Raw genomic sequence first — 15,265 nt, forward strand, 5'->3', positions numbered from 1 at the left:
GCACCCGGCTCGGCGCCGGTCGCCACGGCCAGACCCTCGACGGCGAGCGCGTCGAGGCTCCGCCCCAGACCCCGCTCCTCAAACGCCGGAGGGGCTGATTAATAGCCTGTCCGGCGCTTGAGGACGAGCGCGTTCAGCGCGATGGGGGTCTGGGGCGCAGCCCCAGCGGGGGCGCTGGGGGCGGAGCCCCCAGTTACGGCGCCTCCGTGGAGGAGGACAGGTGCGGCTCCGTAGGGGTCGTGATCCGGCGGCGCCGCCTGCGCTTGAGCAGCGCCCACGGGCCCCGCGGCCCCGTCGGCATCGCCGCGGTGACCTCTGTGCCGCCCTCTGAGGCCGCCTGGGCGGCCGCGCGGGCCACCGGCAGGAAGCCCTCGTCGCGGGAGACGTCCGGGCGCTCCTCCTCCGGCCACAGGCGGAGGGCCGCGCACACGGTGGGCAGGACCGCCATCGCCGCGGTGGCGTAGCCCTCCGCCGAAGGGTGGTAGTTGTCCGGGCCGAAGAGTTCCCGCGGGTTCGCCGTGAATTCGGGGCCGAGCAGGTCGCCGAGCGATACCGCGCGGCCGCCCTGCTCGACCACGGCGATCGTCTGGGCGGCCGCCAGTTGGCGGGAGACGCGTCGGGCCAGCCAGCGCAACGGCTGGTAGACCTGCTCCACCGAGCCCAGGTCGGGGCAGGTGCCGACGACCACCTCCGCTCCGGCGGTGCGGAGGCGACGTACCGCCGCGGCCAGGTGGCGTACCGAGACCGTCGGTGGCATCCGGTGGGTCACGTCATTCGCGCCGATCATGATGACGCAGACGTCCGGTACCGGCGATGAGTTGGCGAGGACGAGGTTGACCTGGCGGTCCAGGTCGTCCGACTGCGCCCCGGGCAGCGCCACATTGCGCAGCCGTACCGGGCGCTCCGCGACCGCCGCCAGGCCCTGGGCGATGAGGGCGCCCGGGGTCTGGCTGGGCCGGTACACGCCCTGCCCCGCGGCGGTCGAGTCGCCGAGCAGGGTCAGCCGTAGCGGCCCGGGGTTGGCCCCGCCGGCGTCCCCGAATCCCCGGCCGTACAGGCCCTCCGCGCGCGGCGGATCCTCGGCCCGGCCGCCGCCCACCGACCGCTTGACGAGCATCACCTCGGTGAGCACCACGCCCACCGCCGCCGCGCCCAGGAGCCCGATTCCGCCGCCGCCGTACGCCGCACCCGCGGCGATCCGCCGCGCCACCCTCGCTCTCGACATGGACCGAAGTCACCGCCTCGCCGTCGCCCTGAGCCCTCCGCCGCCCGACCGTCTGTCCGAGCTGCTGCCCGCCCTGCCGTTCGGGCCGTACATCAACTGCTTGCCCCGTACGGCCGGTCGGTCAATCTCCGACCGTCTCCGACCGTCTCCGACCTCCAGGAGTCTGCCGCCACGCACTTGGATTCCGCTTAGGCTGGCCGTACTCCCTCAGGGGAGAGATATCGGAGAGAGACCGGAGACAACGGTGCACATCCACGACTCGATGATCAGCCTCGTCGGCAACACCCCGCTGCTGAGGCTCAACAACGTCACGGCCGGCCTCAGCGCCACCGTTCTGGCCAAGGTCGAGTACTTCAACCCCGGCGGCTCCGTGAAGGACCGCATCGCGCTGCGCATGATCGAGGCGGCCGAGGCGAGCGGCGAACTGCGGCCCGGCGGCACCATCGTCGAGCCGACCAGCGGCAATACCGGGGTCGGGCTCGCCATCGTGGCCCAGCAGAAGGGCTACAAGTGCATCTTCGTCTGCCCGGACAAGGTGTCCACGGACAAGATCAACGTGCTGCGGGCGTACGGCGCCGAGGTCGTCGTCTGCCCGACCGCCGTGGACCCCGAGCACCCCGACTCGTACTACAACGTCTCCGACCGCCTGGTGCGCGAGACGCCGGGCGCCTGGAAGCCGGACCAGTACAGCAACCCCAACAACCCGCGCTCGCACTACGAGTCGACCGGCCCGGAGATCTGGGAGCAGACCGACGGGAAGATCACGCACTTCGTGACGGGCATCGGCACCGGCGGCACCATCTCCGGCACCGGCCGCTACCTGAAGGAGGTCAGCGACGGGCGGGTACGGATCGTCGGCGCCGACCCCGAGGGCTCGGTGTACTCGGGGGGCTCCGGGCGGCCGTATCTCGTCGAGGGCGTGGGCGAGGACTTCTGGCCGACGGCGTACGACCGGACGGTCACGGACGAGATCGTCGCCGTGTCCGACAAGGACTCCTTCCAGATGACCCGGCGGCTCGCCAAGGAGGAGGGGCTGCTCGTCGGCGGCTCCTGCGGGATGGCGGTCGTGGCGGCCCTGAAGGTGGCCGAGGGGCTCGGGCCCGATGACGTGGTGGTCGTGCTGCTGCCGGACTCCGGGCGCGGGTACCTGAGCAAGATCTTCAACGACGAGTGGATGAACGACTACGGCTTCCTGGAGCAGGCCGGAGACGCCCCGCGGGTCGCGGACGTCCTGGAGTACAAGGAGGGCGACATCCTGCCCAAGCTGGTCCACATGCACCCCGAGGAAACCGTCGGCCAGGCCATCGAGGTACTTCGCGAGTACGGCGTCTCGCAGATGCCGATCGTCAAGCCGGGCGCCGGGCACCCGGATGTGATGGCCGCGGAGGTCGTCGGATCGGTGGTCGAACGCGACCTGCTCGACGCGCTGTTCGCCCAGCGCGCCTCGCTCTCCGACCCCCTGGAGAAGCACATGTCGCCGCCGCTGCCGCAGGTCGGCTCCGGCGAGCCGGTCGCCGACCTGATGACGGTACTCGGCGAGACGGGGACCGGCGGCGCGGACGCGGTGATCGTCCTCGTGGAGGGCAAGCCGACCGGGGTCGTCAGTCGGCAGGACCTGCTTGCCTTCCTGGCCAGGGACGCCAAGTAGCGCCTAGGGACTGCTCGTTCGCCTCTTTCGCCGGTCCCGCGGCCCGGCAGGGCGGGGTTCGTGGAAAAGGTACGCGCGCGACACGTTCGCGCAGCACCCGCTTAACACGGCTCCGGCAGATTGACGGATGTCGGCACGGGGGAGGGAGCGGCTCCCCATCCTCGGGCCGACGGTGACAGGCGCACAGGACCCTCCGGAGCGGCTCCCGGACCTCCTGAACGCCACGGGCGCGGAGAGCGCCCCGCGGGGACCGCCGTCGTCCCGCCCTCCGGGCCTGACCCGGGGGTGCGGCGGTCCCCGCGTTACTCGCCCCACACGCTCGGTACGGAGCGGCCGACCCGGCACCGCAGGGATCCGCGACGGGGATCAGCGACAGGGATCCGCCGCAAGGCCCCGGTCGCAGGGCTCCGGCGCAGGGATACCCCCCGACCCGCCTCCTGCATATACTCATGCAGAGCGATGGGTGACTGAATAACGGGAGGGTCCGACCATGGCGGAGAGGCCGGCCACCCGGCTGCAGCAGCTGTTCGAGGGCCACCGGCTCACGCCGACCCAGCGGCGGATCGCCCACTGCATGGTGCGCCGCGCCGAGGATGTGCCCTTCCTGTCGTCCGTGGAACTGGCGGAGCTCGCCGGGGTCAGTCAGCCCTCCGTGACCCGGTTCGCGGTCGCCCTCGGCTTCGACGGCTACCCGGCACTGCGCAAGCACCTGCGTGAGGTCGCGCCCGGGTCGGCGACGGCGGCCGCGCGGGAGGCCCGCGAGGCGCGGTCGGCGGAGGCGCTCAACGAGTACCAGCAGGCCGTCGAGGGCGAGATCGAGAACCTGCAGCACCTCGCCGCCGCCCTCGCCGACCCGGCGCCCGTGGAGCGGGCGGGCGAGCTGCTCGCGGCGTCCCGCCCGCTGCCCGTGCTCGGCCTGCGCGCGGCGGCCGCGCAGGCACACGGCTTCGCGTACTTCGCGGCGAAGGTCCATCCGGACGTACGGCTGCTCGACGAGGGCGGCACGATGCTCGCCGACCGGATCGACGCGGCGGTACGCGCCGGGGCCACGTCCCTGCTCTGCTTCGCGCTGCCGCGGCATCCGCGCGAGGTGGTCGAGGCGCTGACGTACGCCAAGAAGGCGGGCCTGACCGTGATCACGGTCGCCGACAGCGCCTTCGCCCCGGTCTCGAAGGTCTCGGACCTGCTGATCCCGGCGGCCGTCGGCACGGGCCTCGCCTTCGACACCGCCTGCGCGCCGATGCTCCTCGGCCGGGTGCTCCTGGAGGCGATGTGCGACGGACTGCCGGACGCGCAGGCCCGGTTGGAGGAGTTCGACGCGGGGGCGGCGGAGCGGGGGTTGTTCGTGGAGTGAGGGGGGCGCCCCTCAGGCCTCGCTCTCAGGTTTCGCTCAGAAAGTGCCGCTACCCTCCGCCTCGCCGAAGCCGTAGGAGAGCGACAGCGGACGAGGAGGGTGCGGGACGGTGGCGCGTACGGGAGCGCAGGGGTTGGCACGGGTGGCCGTGGTGGTACGGGCCGGAGCAGCCCCACTGTGGTGGCTCGGGGTACTGGCGGCGGGGATCGGAGCCCTGCCCGACGGGCTCACCGGGCGGCGCATCGGGGTGCTCGCCGGGGCCGCGCTCTTCCTGCTGACGGCGGCCGTGGTGGCGTACGCGCGCAGGCGCCGGTACGTCGCACAGGCGCGCGGGGCCGCACGCGCGGGCCGCGGTGACGTGCTGCAGGACCGCGCCGTGACAGTGCGCAACTGGCGGCGCGGGCACGGCTGGGGGCTGCTCGCGGCGTTCGTCGGCGCTGTGGCAACGTCGTTCGTGGTACCCGCGGCGGGCGGCATGCTCCTCGCGGGGGCGGGCGTGGGGTGCTGGCTGAAGGCCGGGTGGCTTGGCCGCCGGGAGCGGGCCGCGGACGCGCTGTACTGGGTCCGGGGCGACTGGCTGCGCCGGGGCGGGGCCCCGGCCGGTGAGGCGGTGAAGGCGTACCGGCTCACCGGCCCGGCGGCCGGGGACGCGGCGCCGGGCGGGGTGCGGAGGAAGGACCGCGCAGCGGCGGCTCGGTAGGAGACCCGGTAGGAGAAAAGATCTCGCGTACGCCCGGGTGGCGGGCCTACCGTAACGACCATGACTACCGCCCTGGAGAAGATCCACGACGTCCCTGTCCTGAGGTGCGCCCCCGACGGCGCGCCGATCGCGGCCGATAGCGACGTCCTGGACCTGATCGGTAACGCCGGGTACCAGGGCGCCCAGTGGGTCATCATCCCCGCCGAACGCTTCGACGAGACGTTCTTCCAGCTGCGCACGCGCGTCGCCGGGAACATGGTCCAGAAGTTCGCCCAGTACGGCATGGGCCTCGTTGTCCTCGGCGACATCTCCCGCCACACGGAGTCCAGTTCCGCCCTCCAGGACTTCGTACGCGAGTGCAACCGGGGGCGGCAGACGTGGTTCCTGGCGGATGACGGGGAGTTGGGGGAGCGCTTGCAGGGCTGACGGAGGCCCCGCCCAGCAGACACCGGAAGGCGGACGGCGGGGCCGTGGGAGGGGCAGAGCGTCCGGTCAGACGGAGCCGTCGTCCCCGTCGTCCCCGTCGTGCTCGGCGTCGCTGGGCATCGACAGCCGGGCGCCCCGGCTGTCCGCCACGCACAGCACGCAGCTCAGGGCCTGTGTCGCCGCCCGCAGCGCGCTACGCAGTGCGTACTCACCGGCGGCGCGGTCGTTCAGCACGGCACGAGCACCTTCGAATACGTCGGCACCGTCCTGGAGTTGGTCCTCCTCGACCTCGTCCGCGATGCGGGAGAGCCTGCTGCTGGGGTCGTCGGCGGACAGGAGGCAAGGCTTGCCGATGTCGTTCTCCCAGGGGAGCAGCCGCAGTCCCGGAGGGGGCGCCGAGCAGGCGTTGCGGTCGTAGCTCATCAGGCGGGCACCTCCACGCCGTGAATCCTGCGCGGCCCCACGTCGAGGCCGTGCACGGCCAGCCAGAGCGTGCGCCGCCGTCGGCGCTGCATGCGGCGTGCCTGCCGTTCCTCGGGCGTGAGGACGTAAGGGCGAATCAGCCCGGCGTCTTCACCGGACAGCAGCACGAGTGGTGCCGGTTGCCGCGGCTGAACTGTGGGGACGTCCCCGGCCGGGGCGCTCGGAGACACCAACGGCGCGGTGGCCGGCGCCCGATGGCGCCCCACTGCGGGGAGTAGAAATCGCAGTAACAGGCTGCCGAGCCTCGCGATAGCTTGGGTCATGTCGTCGACCTCCCGGGGTTGATGGCCACGCCCCCGGGCCGCGCCCATCGCGGTCGCGGGGGTCTTTCTGGCCCAAGACCCTTGTGCGGGAGGTCGGTTGATCCCATCCCACGCCCCTATAGGGCCGTCCTATATTTGAGACATGGGGGAAACTCCCGGGACTGTCTGGTCCCACCCACGGCTGGCGGCGGCAGTGTCCGCCGAGGACTGGGGCGCCGTCTTCCGCACGTACCGGAAGCTCACCGGTCTCAGCCAGACAAGGCTTGGGGAGCGTGTGGGGCTCGCGCAGCCTGACGTGTCCGACATCGAGCGCGGGCGCCGCCGAGTGACCTCTGTCGAGGTGCGGCAGCGCATCGAGTCAGGGCTCGGCGTCCCTGCCGAGCTGCGGGCCGTGGCGGTTCCCGCCGCTGCCGACACGGCCCCCGTCGCGAGCCTGACGCTGCCCGGCCCCGGACCCGACGACGACCTGTTGGCCCGCGTCACGGGCGTCGTCGATTCCACGCACCGCGTGGACGCCGCCACGCTCGACTGGCTCGACCGGCTCCTTGCCGAGCACCGCCGAGCCGAAGACCTCATTGGGTCCCGGCCGCTCGTCGACGTGATGCGCCAGCAACTCCGTACGGTCGTCGACCTGCACGGGGGCGCCCGCGGCCCGCTCGCTGATCGCGTCGTACAACTCGCTTCCGAGCACGCACAGTTCCTCGCCTGGATGGCGCAGGACCAGGATCAGTCAGCTGCCGCGCTGGCCTGGTACGACCGCTCTCACGAATGGGCGTTGGAGGCCGGGGACGCCAACATGGCCGCGACGACGCTCAGCATGAAGGCGCATATGGCGTGGTCGGGCGGGCGCGGGACCCGGTGCGTGCGTCTGGCCGAGGCGGCCCGCTGGTCTGCTCCGGGCACGTCGCTCGGAGTACAGGGCATGGCCGCGCAGATGGCGGCCCGGGGGCACGCACTCGACGGCGAGGCGGATGACGCCCGGCGCCTCCTCGACGAAGCACAGGCGCTCATCAGCCGCGCGGCCGAGCGCCCCGAGGACGAGCCCGTGTGGATGTACTTCTACGGCGAGACCTGGTTCACCCTGCAACGCGGCATGGCAGCCATGCACCTGCGTGACTGGCAATCGGCCGTCGACCACCTCACGGTCGGGCTCGACGCATTGCCGGACGAGTACCGTCGCGACAAGACCTGGTACCGCTCCTGCCTCGCGCACGCGCTCGCAGGTGCGGGCGAGTCGGCCCAAGCCATGTCCGTCGCCGTGGCGAGCGTTCCCGACGCCGCCGCCGTCGGTCGCCCGCACTCGTGGAACGAACTGCACACGACGGCCGCCCTGCTGATGCGCCACGGCGCGAAGGAAGGGCGACAACTGGTGGCCGCACTACGGGAGTACGACTGACCAGCCGTCGACTACAAGGCGTCCCATCACTTGCTCGGCCTCGCGTCGGCGCGGTCCGCTGTACCGAGGGTTTCAGCGGATGCTCACGTAGCTTGTCGCTCGCCCCGTACGGGGTGTGAAACCTAGTCGCCGTGGAAGCGGGCCTGTGCCGCCAGTACGTCGTCCCCGTAGGCCGCCGCCCAGGCGCCCAGGGTGCGGATTGGGGGGAGGAGGGCGGTGCCCGCCTCGGTGAGGGTGTAGTCGACGCGGGGTGGGGCCTCGGCGTAACGGTGGCGCTGTACCAGGCCGCTGTACTCCAGCCGTCGCAGCGCCTCGTTGAGCACCTTGGGGCTGAGCCCGCCGATGCGGGTCAGCAGCGCGCGCGGGCGCATCGGGCCGTTCTCGCCGAGGACGTAGACGATCACGCTGTCCCAGCGGTTGGCCAGTACCTCGAAGGCGATCCGGGCCCGGCAGTCCGCCGCGAACGGGGCTCCGCCCATGTCGACCCCATCCCCATCTCCATCCCTAGCCCCATCCCTGTTCTCGTGCTCGTCCTCGTGCTCGTCCTCGTCCTCGTCCTCGGCCACTTTCGGCTTTTCCCTCCCATGCCCATGCGGACATCCTGCCCCCGCCGATGCCTACCAGGCGGTGTGTATCGGCTTGCCTAGCGTCCTTGGCATGACATTCCACGACGCGAACGGGAGTCGCACCATGCGCATGGGCATTCTGGGTACGGGCGCCATGGCGGCGGCATTGGGCGGGGCCTTCATTCGGGCCGGGCACGACGTCATGGTGGGTGGCCGCAACGCCGCTTCCGCCGCCAAGACGGCCGACCTCATCGGAGCCGACGCGTACGGCGGTCTCGCTGAGGCGGCGCGGTACGGCGAGGCCGTACTCCTTGCCGTACCCGCTGACGTAGCACCGCAGTTGGGCGCGGAACTGGCCCTCGACCTCGCCGGACGGACCGTTCTCGACTGCACCGTGCCGATGGAGCCGTCCGGTGACGGTCCCGTTCTGTCGACAACCGGCGGTACGGACTCCGTCGCCACGCGCATCGCGGCGGCCACGCCGGACGCGCATGTCGTCAAGGTGTTCGGCATCTGCCACGAGAGCATCTGGACGCTCCCGCAACCGGCCTTCGCGGGTGCGCCGTTGGCCGTGCCCTACTGCGCGGACGCCCCGCCCGCCGCCGCTCTGGCGAAGGAGCTGATCACGTCGATGGGCTGCGCTCCGTTGCCGTGCGGCGGTCTGGAGCGGGCGGCGCTCCTGGAGGCGGCAGCCGTCTTCGCTATCGGCGTGTGGTGGTCCGGCGGTGAGGCCCGCCATGCCTTCCCCGCGCCTGCCCTGGCTCCTGGCGCCGTCGACGACTAGGCCGGGTTTCTCGGGGTTCGCGGGTCAGTGAACACGGGTCACTCTGGGTCGAACTCTATGCGGAGGTCGGACACAAAGGCCTCGTCGTCGCCCTCGTCGCCCTCGCTCTCCTCGCCCTCGTCACTCTCCCAGTCGGCCTCCGGGGCGCCGGGGTGGCGTACCTGCACCGCGCGGTACGCGTAGCCGTCCTGTTCGGCTTCCTCCCAGGTGAAGAGCACCGCCTCGCCGGGGTCCAGGGACGCGAACGCGCCCGGCTCTGCGGTGCGAACGGCCGAGAAGTGTGCCCAGACCTCGCCCGGCACTTCGGGTGAGGCCAATACGCCCCAGCCGGACTCGTCGTCCCACGACCGCACGGTGCCGTGCACCGGATGACTCTTCATTGCTCCCCCTGCCACGGCTACAACAGCGCATCCAACGCCCGCACTTGCCCCGCCCCCGACTCCGCCACGATCTCCTCCACCGTCTGCGCCTCCCGTACCGGCGCGAACCGGACCGTCCCGTCCGGCCTCGTCGCGAAGCCGTAAATGCCCGGCCTGGGCAGGGAGTTGTACGCGTAGTGGTGGGCGAAATAGTACGCGCCCGTGTCCAGGGCCACCGCCAGGTCGCCGGGTTCGAGGAGGGGTAGGGGGCGGTTCTCCGCGAGGAGGTCGCCCGCGAAGCAGGCCGGGCCCGCGATGTCCTGGGGGACGGGCGGGCCCGTCCTGGGGCGGCCCTGGGCGTCGTATGCCGCGATGCGCAGGGGCCAGGACTCGGGGGCGTAGACCGTGCGGGCCGCTACCTGCGCGCCCGCGTGCGTGACCGCGATGGCGCGGTTGCCGGCCGCCTTTGTGTACTCCACGCGGGCCGCGATCAGGCCGTGCTTGGCGGTCAACGAGCGGCCGAATTCGGTGATCAGGGCGTAGCGGCCGTCGAGCAGGCCCGGTACCTCTCGCTTGAGGAGGCGGGCGTACGCCGCGTGGGTCGGGGTCTCCTCGTCGGAGCCGAAGTTGACCGGCAGGCCGCCGCCGATGTCGATCGTGTCGATGCGACGTTGGCCCGTCTCGCGTACCGCCAAGTCGTTGATTTCTTCGGCCAGTTCGTACGTTGCCCGGACGCCCTCCGCCAGGAGTTCCAGGGGCATGCCCTGGGAGCCCGAGTGGGTGTGCAGGCGGGTCAGCCACGGGCGGTCGAGGAAGGTGCGGATCAGCCACGCGCGGGCACCCTGGTCGTTCAGGCCGATGCCGAACTTCGAGGTGGCCGTGGCCGTGGACAGGGCGCCGATCGTGCCGCCGCCGATCTGCGGGTTGATCCGCAGGCCGATCGGGGAGCGCGTGGGCGCGGAGCGGAGCAGCCCGTCGAGGCGGGACAGCTCCTGCGGGTTGTCGGCGTTCACCGCGACGCCGAGCGCGAGGGCCTGGCGCAGTTCGGCCGGGGTCTTGGCGGGGGAGTCGAACACGGTGCGTGACGACCGCACCCCGGCGGCGCGGGCCAGGGCCAGCTCCCCGGGCCCGGCGACCTCCGCGCCGATGCCCTCCTTACGGAGCAGCCGCAGCACCGGCACGAGCGGGCTCGCCTTGACCGCGAAGGCGTGCAGCACGGGTGCCGTCGTGACCTCGGCGAACGCGGCGCGCAGGGCGGCGGCGGAGCGGCGGATGCCGGTGATGTCGAGGAGCGCCACGAGGGGGGTGTCGGGGCCGAGGAGGCCCTGGTCCACGGCCGCGCGCAGGGCCGCGTCGCGCCGGGCGCGGGCCGCGGCCGCGGCGCCAGGGTCGCCCTGCTGCCCGGGATTGAGCCTCTGGTGCTGCCCGGGATCGAGCCTCTGGGTCGGGGCTTCCGGCCCCACCAGGCCGTCTGCCGAGCCATCCGCCATGCCACGCGCCGTGTCACCTATGCCCATGGGTCCATCCCATCACAGGCGGCGGACAGGCAGGATTGACTAGGTCTATTCAGAGGGCCAGGATGTGAATACAACAACGGCAAACATCTGCGAGGAGGCCCCCATGTCAGGACCACGCCCCGTTCGAGCCCCGCGTGGCACGGAGCTCAGCGCCCTGGGCTGGCAGCAGGAGGCCGCCCTGCGGATGCTGCAGAACAACCTCGACCCCGAGGTCGCCGAGCACCCCGACAAGCTCGTCGTCTACGGCGGCACGGGCAAGGCCGCCCGCGACTGGCGCTCCTTCGACGCGATGGTCCGCACCCTCCGGACGCTGAAGAACGACGAGACGATGCTCGTGCAGTCCGGCCGCCCCGTCGGCGTCATGCAGACCCACGAGTGGGCGCCGCGCGTCCTGATCGCCAACTCCAACCTGGTCGGCGACTGGGCGAACTGGGAGGAGTTCCGGCGCCTTGAGGCCCTCGGCCTCACCATGTACGGGCAGATGACGGCCGGTTCGTGGATCTACATCGGTACGCAGGGGATTCTTCAGGGGACGTACGAGACGTTCGCCGCGGTCGCCGCCAAGAAGTTCGGCGGCACGCTGGCCGGGACGATCACCCTCACCGCGGGGCTCGGCGGCATGGGCGGCGCCCAGCCGCTCGCCGTCACCATGAACGACGGCGTCGCGATCTGCATCGACTGCGACCCGCGTGCCATTGAGCGCCGTATCGAGCACAAGTACCTCGATGTCCGAGCCGACTCGCTCGAGCACGCCCTCTCCCTCGCCGTCGAGGCGCGCGACGCCCGCCGTCCGCTCTCCATCGGCCTGCTCGGCAACGCGGCCGAGCTGCTGCCCCGGATGCTCGCCGAGGGCGCGCCCATCGACATCGTCACGGACCAGACCTCGGCCCACGACCCGCTGTCGTACCTGCCGCTCGGCGTCGACTTCGATGACATGCAGGCGTACGCCGCCAAGGACCCGGCGGGCTTCACGACCCGCGCCCGGGAGTCGATGGCGCGGCACGTCGAGGCGATGGTCGGCTTCATGGACGCGGGCGCCGAGGTCTTCGACTACGGGAACTCGATCCGGGGTGAGGCCCAACTGGCCGGGTACGAGCGGGCGTTCGCGTTCCCCGGCTTCGTACCGGCGTATATCCGGCCGCTGTTCTGCGAGGGCAAGGGCCCGTTCCGCTGGGCCGCCCTCTCGGGTGAGGCCTCCGACATCCACAAGACCGACAAGGCGATCCTCGACCTCTTCCCGGAGAACGAATCCCTGGCCCGCTGGATCAAGATGGCCGGTGAGCGGGTCCACTTCCAGGGTCTGCCCGCACGCATCTGCTGGCTCGGTTACGGCGAGCGGGACCGCGCGGGTGAGCGCTTCAACGACATGGTCGCGTCGGGCGATCTCCAGGCCCCCCTCGCCATCGGCCGCGACCACCTCGACTGCGGCTCGGTGGCCTCCCCGTACCGCGAGACCGAGTCGATGCTCGACGGATCCGACGCGATCGCGGACTGGCCGCTGCTCAACGCCATGGTGAACGTGGCGTCGGGTGCCTCTTGGGTGTCCCTCCACCACGGTGGGGGTGTCGGCATGGGGCGGTCCCTGCACGCGGGGCAGGTCACGGTGGCCGACGGGACGGCGCTGGCCGGGGAGAAGGTGCGGCGGGTGCTGACGAATGACCCGGGGATGGGGGTGATTCGGCACGTGGACGCGGGGTACGACATCGCGGAGTCGGTGGCGCAGGACAAGGGCGTGCGGGTGCCGATGCGCGAGGGTGACGGCAAGTGACCGTGCCACGCGAGTCGTCCTCGAACGCCGGACGGGCCGCTGACCCACCCACCTTCCAGCAGATGTGGCGCGACCTCGCCCCCATCGGCCGGAACCCCGGCACCCACGGCTACCGCCGCTACGCCTGGACCCCGGCCGACGCCGACTGCCGCGCTTGGTTCCGGCAGCAGGCCGAGGCCCGCGGCCTCACCTACGAGCTCGACCGGAACGGCAACCAATGGGCCTGGCTCGGGGACCCGGGCGCCGGGGACGCCGTCGTCACCGGGTCGCACCTGGACTCCGTACCGGACGGCGGGGCCTTCGACGGGCCCCTCGGTGTCGTCGCCGCGCTCGCCGCGCTCGACGAACTCCGGGCGCGGGGCGCCGAGTTCACCCGGCCGCTCGCCCTCGTCAACTTCGGTGACGAGGAGGGGGCCCGGTTCGGACTCGCGTGCGTCGGGTCGCGGCTCACCGCGGGGCGCCTGACCCGCGAAGCCGCGTACGAGCTGACGGACGCCGAAGGGATCGCGCTGCCGCAGGCGATGGAGCGCGCCGGGTACGACCCGGACGCCATCGGGCCGGACCCGGAGCGGCTCGCCCGCATCGGTGCGTTCGTCGAGCTGCACGTCGAGCAGGGCCGGGCCCTCGACCTGTCCGGCGACAGCGTCGGCATCGCCAGCGCCATCTGGCCGCACGGCCGCTGGCGGTTCGACTTCCGCGGGGAGGCCAACCACGCCGGTACCACCCGGCTCGTCGACCGCCGCGACCCGATGCTGTCGTACGCCGAGACGGTCCTGGCCGCCCGCCGGGAGGCCGAACTCGCGGGCGCCGTCGCCACCTTCGGCAAGATCGCGGTCGAGCCGAACGGCGTGAACGCCATCCCGTCCCTGGTCCGCGGCTGGCTCGACTCGCGCGCCGCCGACCAGGCCACCCTCGACGCCACGGTCACCGCGATCGAGAAGGCCGCCCGCGAGTACGCCGACCGGCACGGCGTCGACCTCGCGGTGGCCCGGGAGTCGTTCACACCCGTCGTGGAGTTCGAGCACGCGCTCCGCGACGAGCTGGGCCGCATCCTCGGCGCCGCGACCGGCCGACAGATCCCCGTCCTCGGCACGGGGGCGGGACACGACGCCGGAATCCTCTCCGGGACCGTACCGACGGCCATGCTGTTCGTACGCAACCCGACCGGCGTCTCGCACTCCCCGGCCGAGCACGCGACCGAGGACGACTGCGTGGCCGGGGTGCGGGCACTCGCCGACGTACTGGAAGGACTGGCCTGCACGTGACGCGTACGACTACAGGTTCCGGTTCCGCTCACGCGCGGACACGCACGCGGACATACTGGCTCGAGCACGCCTGGATCGACACCCACGTCGAGCCGGGCGTCGCGGTCGAGGTCGGCGCGGACGGCCGTATCGCCGCCGTCCGTACGGGGGTCGAGGCCCCGCCCCCGGGCGCCGAGCCGCTGCGCGGCCTCACGCTGCCCGGCCTCGCCAACGCCCACTCGCACGCCTTCCACCGGGCGCTGCGGGGCACGGTGCAGGTGGGCTCCGGCACATTCTGGACCTGGCGCGAGGTGATGTACCAGGTCGCGTCCCGGCTCACTCCGGACACGTACTACGCGCTCGCGCGCGCGGTGTACGCCGAGATGGTCCTCGCGGGCGTGACGGCGGTCGGCGAGTTCCACTACTTGCACCACGCGCCCGGCGGCACCCGCTACGACGACCCCAACGCCATGGGCAAGGCGCTGATCGCGGCCGCACGCGACGCGGGCATCCGGATCACGCTGCTCGACGCGGCGTATCTGTCCTCCGGCTTCGGCGCCGCCCCGAACCAGCACCAGCTGCGCTTCAGCGACGGCACGGCCCAGGCGTGGGCGGAACGGGCGTCGGAACTCGACACGTACGCCGACGGCGACGACGGGGTGCGGATCGGGGCGGCGATCCACTCCGTACGGGCCGTCCCCGCACGGGAGTTGGGCACGGTCGCGCACTGGGCGCGGGAGCGGTCCGCGCCGCTCCACGTCCACCTCTCCGAGCAGACCGCCGAGAACGACGCGTGCCTGGACGCCCACGGCTGTACGCCCACCCGGCTGCTCGCCGACCACGGGGTGCTCGGGCCGCACGCCACCGGCGTCCACAACACCCACCTGACGGACGAGGACATCAAGCTCATCGGCGGCTCGGGCACCGGCACGTGCATGTGCCCCACCACCGAACGCGACCTCGCGGACGGCATCGGCCCGGCACCGGCGCTCCAGCGCGCGGGCTCGCCGCTGTCGCTCGGCTCGGACAGCCACGCGGTGATCGACCTCCTGGAGGAGGCCCGCACCCTCGAACTCCACGAACGCCTCCGCAGCCGCACCCGCGGCCACTGGACGGCCGCGGCCCTGCTGCGCGCCGCCTCGATCGACGGGCACGCGGCGCTGGGCTGGACGGACGCGGGCGCCCTGGAGGCCGGTGGGCACGCCGACTTCGCCACGGTCACCCTCGACTCGGTCCGCACGACGGGACCACTGCCGCGGCTCGCCGCGGAGACGGTGGTATTCGCGGCGTCGGCGGCGGATGTGCGGGACGTGGTCGTCGGGGGGCGGCGGGTGGTCCGGGACGGGGTGCACTCCTCTGTCCCGGACGTGGCACGGGAGTTGGGTGAGGCGATCGCGGAGTTGCGGCAGTAGTTGATTTTCCCCAGCCCCGCCCCTTCCCGTAAGCAGGGGGGGGGGGCCCCCCCCCCCCCCCCCCCCCAAACACCGAAGGGGGCCGACGGAGAGAGAGGGGGGTGGGGAAAGTGGGATGAA

At 72.4% G+C, this 15,265-nt stretch carries 14 protein-coding genes; 9 read left to right on the forward strand and 5 right to left on the reverse strand.

All coding sequences use genetic code 11. The features are described from left to right. Positions 1-193: 193 nt before the first annotated feature. Positions 194-1,225 carry an SGNH/GDSL hydrolase family protein gene (locus ACWD10_RS37760; RefSeq protein ID WP_451098272.1) on the reverse strand — a complete coding sequence of 344 codons (1,032 nt, stop codon included), beginning with the start codon at positions 1,223-1,225 and terminating at the stop codon, positions 194-196. 244 nt (positions 1,226-1,469) lie between these two features. Between ACWD10_RS37760 and ACWD10_RS37765 the strand changes: the two genes are divergently transcribed. The 4 genes from ACWD10_RS37765 to ACWD10_RS37780 all read left to right on the forward strand — a co-directional run bounded on the left by ACWD10_RS37765 (position 1,470) and on the right by ACWD10_RS37780 (position 5,353). Beyond that, on the forward strand, positions 1,470-2,873 hold the full coding sequence (locus ACWD10_RS37765; protein ID WP_451098274.1) for a cystathionine beta-synthase: 1,404 nt from the start codon (positions 1,470-1,472) through the stop codon (positions 2,871-2,873). 490 nt (positions 2,874-3,363) lie between these two features. Beyond that, positions 3,364-4,227 carry a MurR/RpiR family transcriptional regulator gene (locus ACWD10_RS37770; protein WP_451098276.1) on the forward strand — a complete coding sequence of 288 codons (864 nt, stop codon included), beginning with the start codon at positions 3,364-3,366 and terminating at the stop codon, positions 4,225-4,227. Between the two features lie 109 nt (positions 4,228-4,336). Beyond that, positions 4,337-4,927: a hypothetical protein gene (locus ACWD10_RS37775; protein ID WP_451098277.1), complete on the forward strand. Its 591-nt coding sequence runs from the start codon at positions 4,337-4,339 to the stop codon at positions 4,925-4,927. Positions 4,928-4,987: 60 nt separating this feature from the next. Further along, on the forward strand, positions 4,988-5,353 hold the full coding sequence (locus tag ACWD10_RS37780; RefSeq protein WP_451098279.1) for a DUF4180 domain-containing protein: 366 nt from the start codon (positions 4,988-4,990) through the stop codon (positions 5,351-5,353). A gap of 66 nt (positions 5,354-5,419) precedes the next feature. On the opposite strand, the gene ACWD10_RS37785 is transcribed toward ACWD10_RS37780, so the two are convergent. Continuing rightward, positions 5,420-5,776 carry a hypothetical protein gene (locus ACWD10_RS37785; protein WP_451098280.1) on the reverse strand — a complete coding sequence of 119 codons (357 nt, stop codon included), beginning with the start codon at positions 5,774-5,776 and terminating at the stop codon, positions 5,420-5,422. 465 nt (positions 5,777-6,241) lie between these two features. Between ACWD10_RS37785 and ACWD10_RS37790 the strand changes: the two genes are divergently transcribed. After that, complete coding sequence (locus tag ACWD10_RS37790; RefSeq protein ID WP_451098282.1) at positions 6,242-7,495, forward strand: helix-turn-helix domain-containing protein; 1,254 nt, start codon at positions 6,242-6,244, stop codon at positions 7,493-7,495. A 122-nt stretch (positions 7,496-7,617) separates the two neighbouring features. On the opposite strand, the gene ACWD10_RS37795 is transcribed toward ACWD10_RS37790, so the two are convergent. Further along, a complete protein-coding gene (locus ACWD10_RS37795; protein WP_451098284.1) occupies positions 7,618-8,061 on the reverse strand; it encodes a winged helix-turn-helix transcriptional regulator in 444 nt (147 codons plus the stop codon). Between the two features lie 91 nt (positions 8,062-8,152). Between ACWD10_RS37795 and ACWD10_RS37800 the strand changes: the two genes are divergently transcribed. After that, on the forward strand, positions 8,153-8,845 hold the full coding sequence (locus ACWD10_RS37800; RefSeq protein ID WP_451098285.1) for an NADPH-dependent F420 reductase: 693 nt from the start codon (positions 8,153-8,155) through the stop codon (positions 8,843-8,845). Positions 8,846-8,883: 38 nt separating this feature from the next. On the opposite strand, the gene ACWD10_RS37805 is transcribed toward ACWD10_RS37800, so the two are convergent. Beyond that, positions 8,884-9,225, reverse strand: coding sequence for a cold-shock protein (locus ACWD10_RS37805; protein ID WP_451098286.1), 342 nt, complete (start codon positions 9,223-9,225; stop codon positions 8,884-8,886). Between the two features lie 17 nt (positions 9,226-9,242). Further along, the gene (locus tag ACWD10_RS37810) at positions 9,243-10,721 is read right to left on the reverse strand and encodes a diaminopimelate decarboxylase (RefSeq protein WP_451098287.1); all 1,479 of its coding nucleotides are present in this window, start codon (positions 10,719-10,721) and stop codon (positions 9,243-9,245) included. Positions 10,722-10,824: 103 nt separating this feature from the next. Here ACWD10_RS37810 and hutU point away from each other — a divergent pair, with 103 nt between their 5' ends. The 3 genes from hutU to ACWD10_RS37825 all read left to right on the forward strand — a co-directional run bounded on the left by hutU (position 10,825) and on the right by ACWD10_RS37825 (position 15,145). Further along, the gene (gene hutU, locus ACWD10_RS37815; RefSeq protein WP_451098289.1) at positions 10,825-12,489 is read left to right on the forward strand and encodes a urocanate hydratase; all 1,665 of its coding nucleotides are present in this window, start codon (positions 10,825-10,827) and stop codon (positions 12,487-12,489) included. Positions 12,490-12,551: 62 nt separating this feature from the next. Beyond that, positions 12,552-13,754 carry an allantoate amidohydrolase gene (locus ACWD10_RS37820; RefSeq protein WP_451098290.1) on the forward strand — a complete coding sequence of 401 codons (1,203 nt, stop codon included), beginning with the start codon at positions 12,552-12,554 and terminating at the stop codon, positions 13,752-13,754. Then, positions 13,745-15,145, forward strand: coding sequence for a formimidoylglutamate deiminase (locus ACWD10_RS37825; protein WP_451098292.1), 1,401 nt, complete (start codon positions 13,745-13,747; stop codon positions 15,143-15,145). The genes ACWD10_RS37820 and ACWD10_RS37825 overlap by 10 nt, the downstream gene beginning before the upstream one ends. Positions 15,146-15,265 lie beyond the last annotated feature (120 nt).

This window comes from Streptomyces sp. NPDC002851, assembly GCF_053591935.1.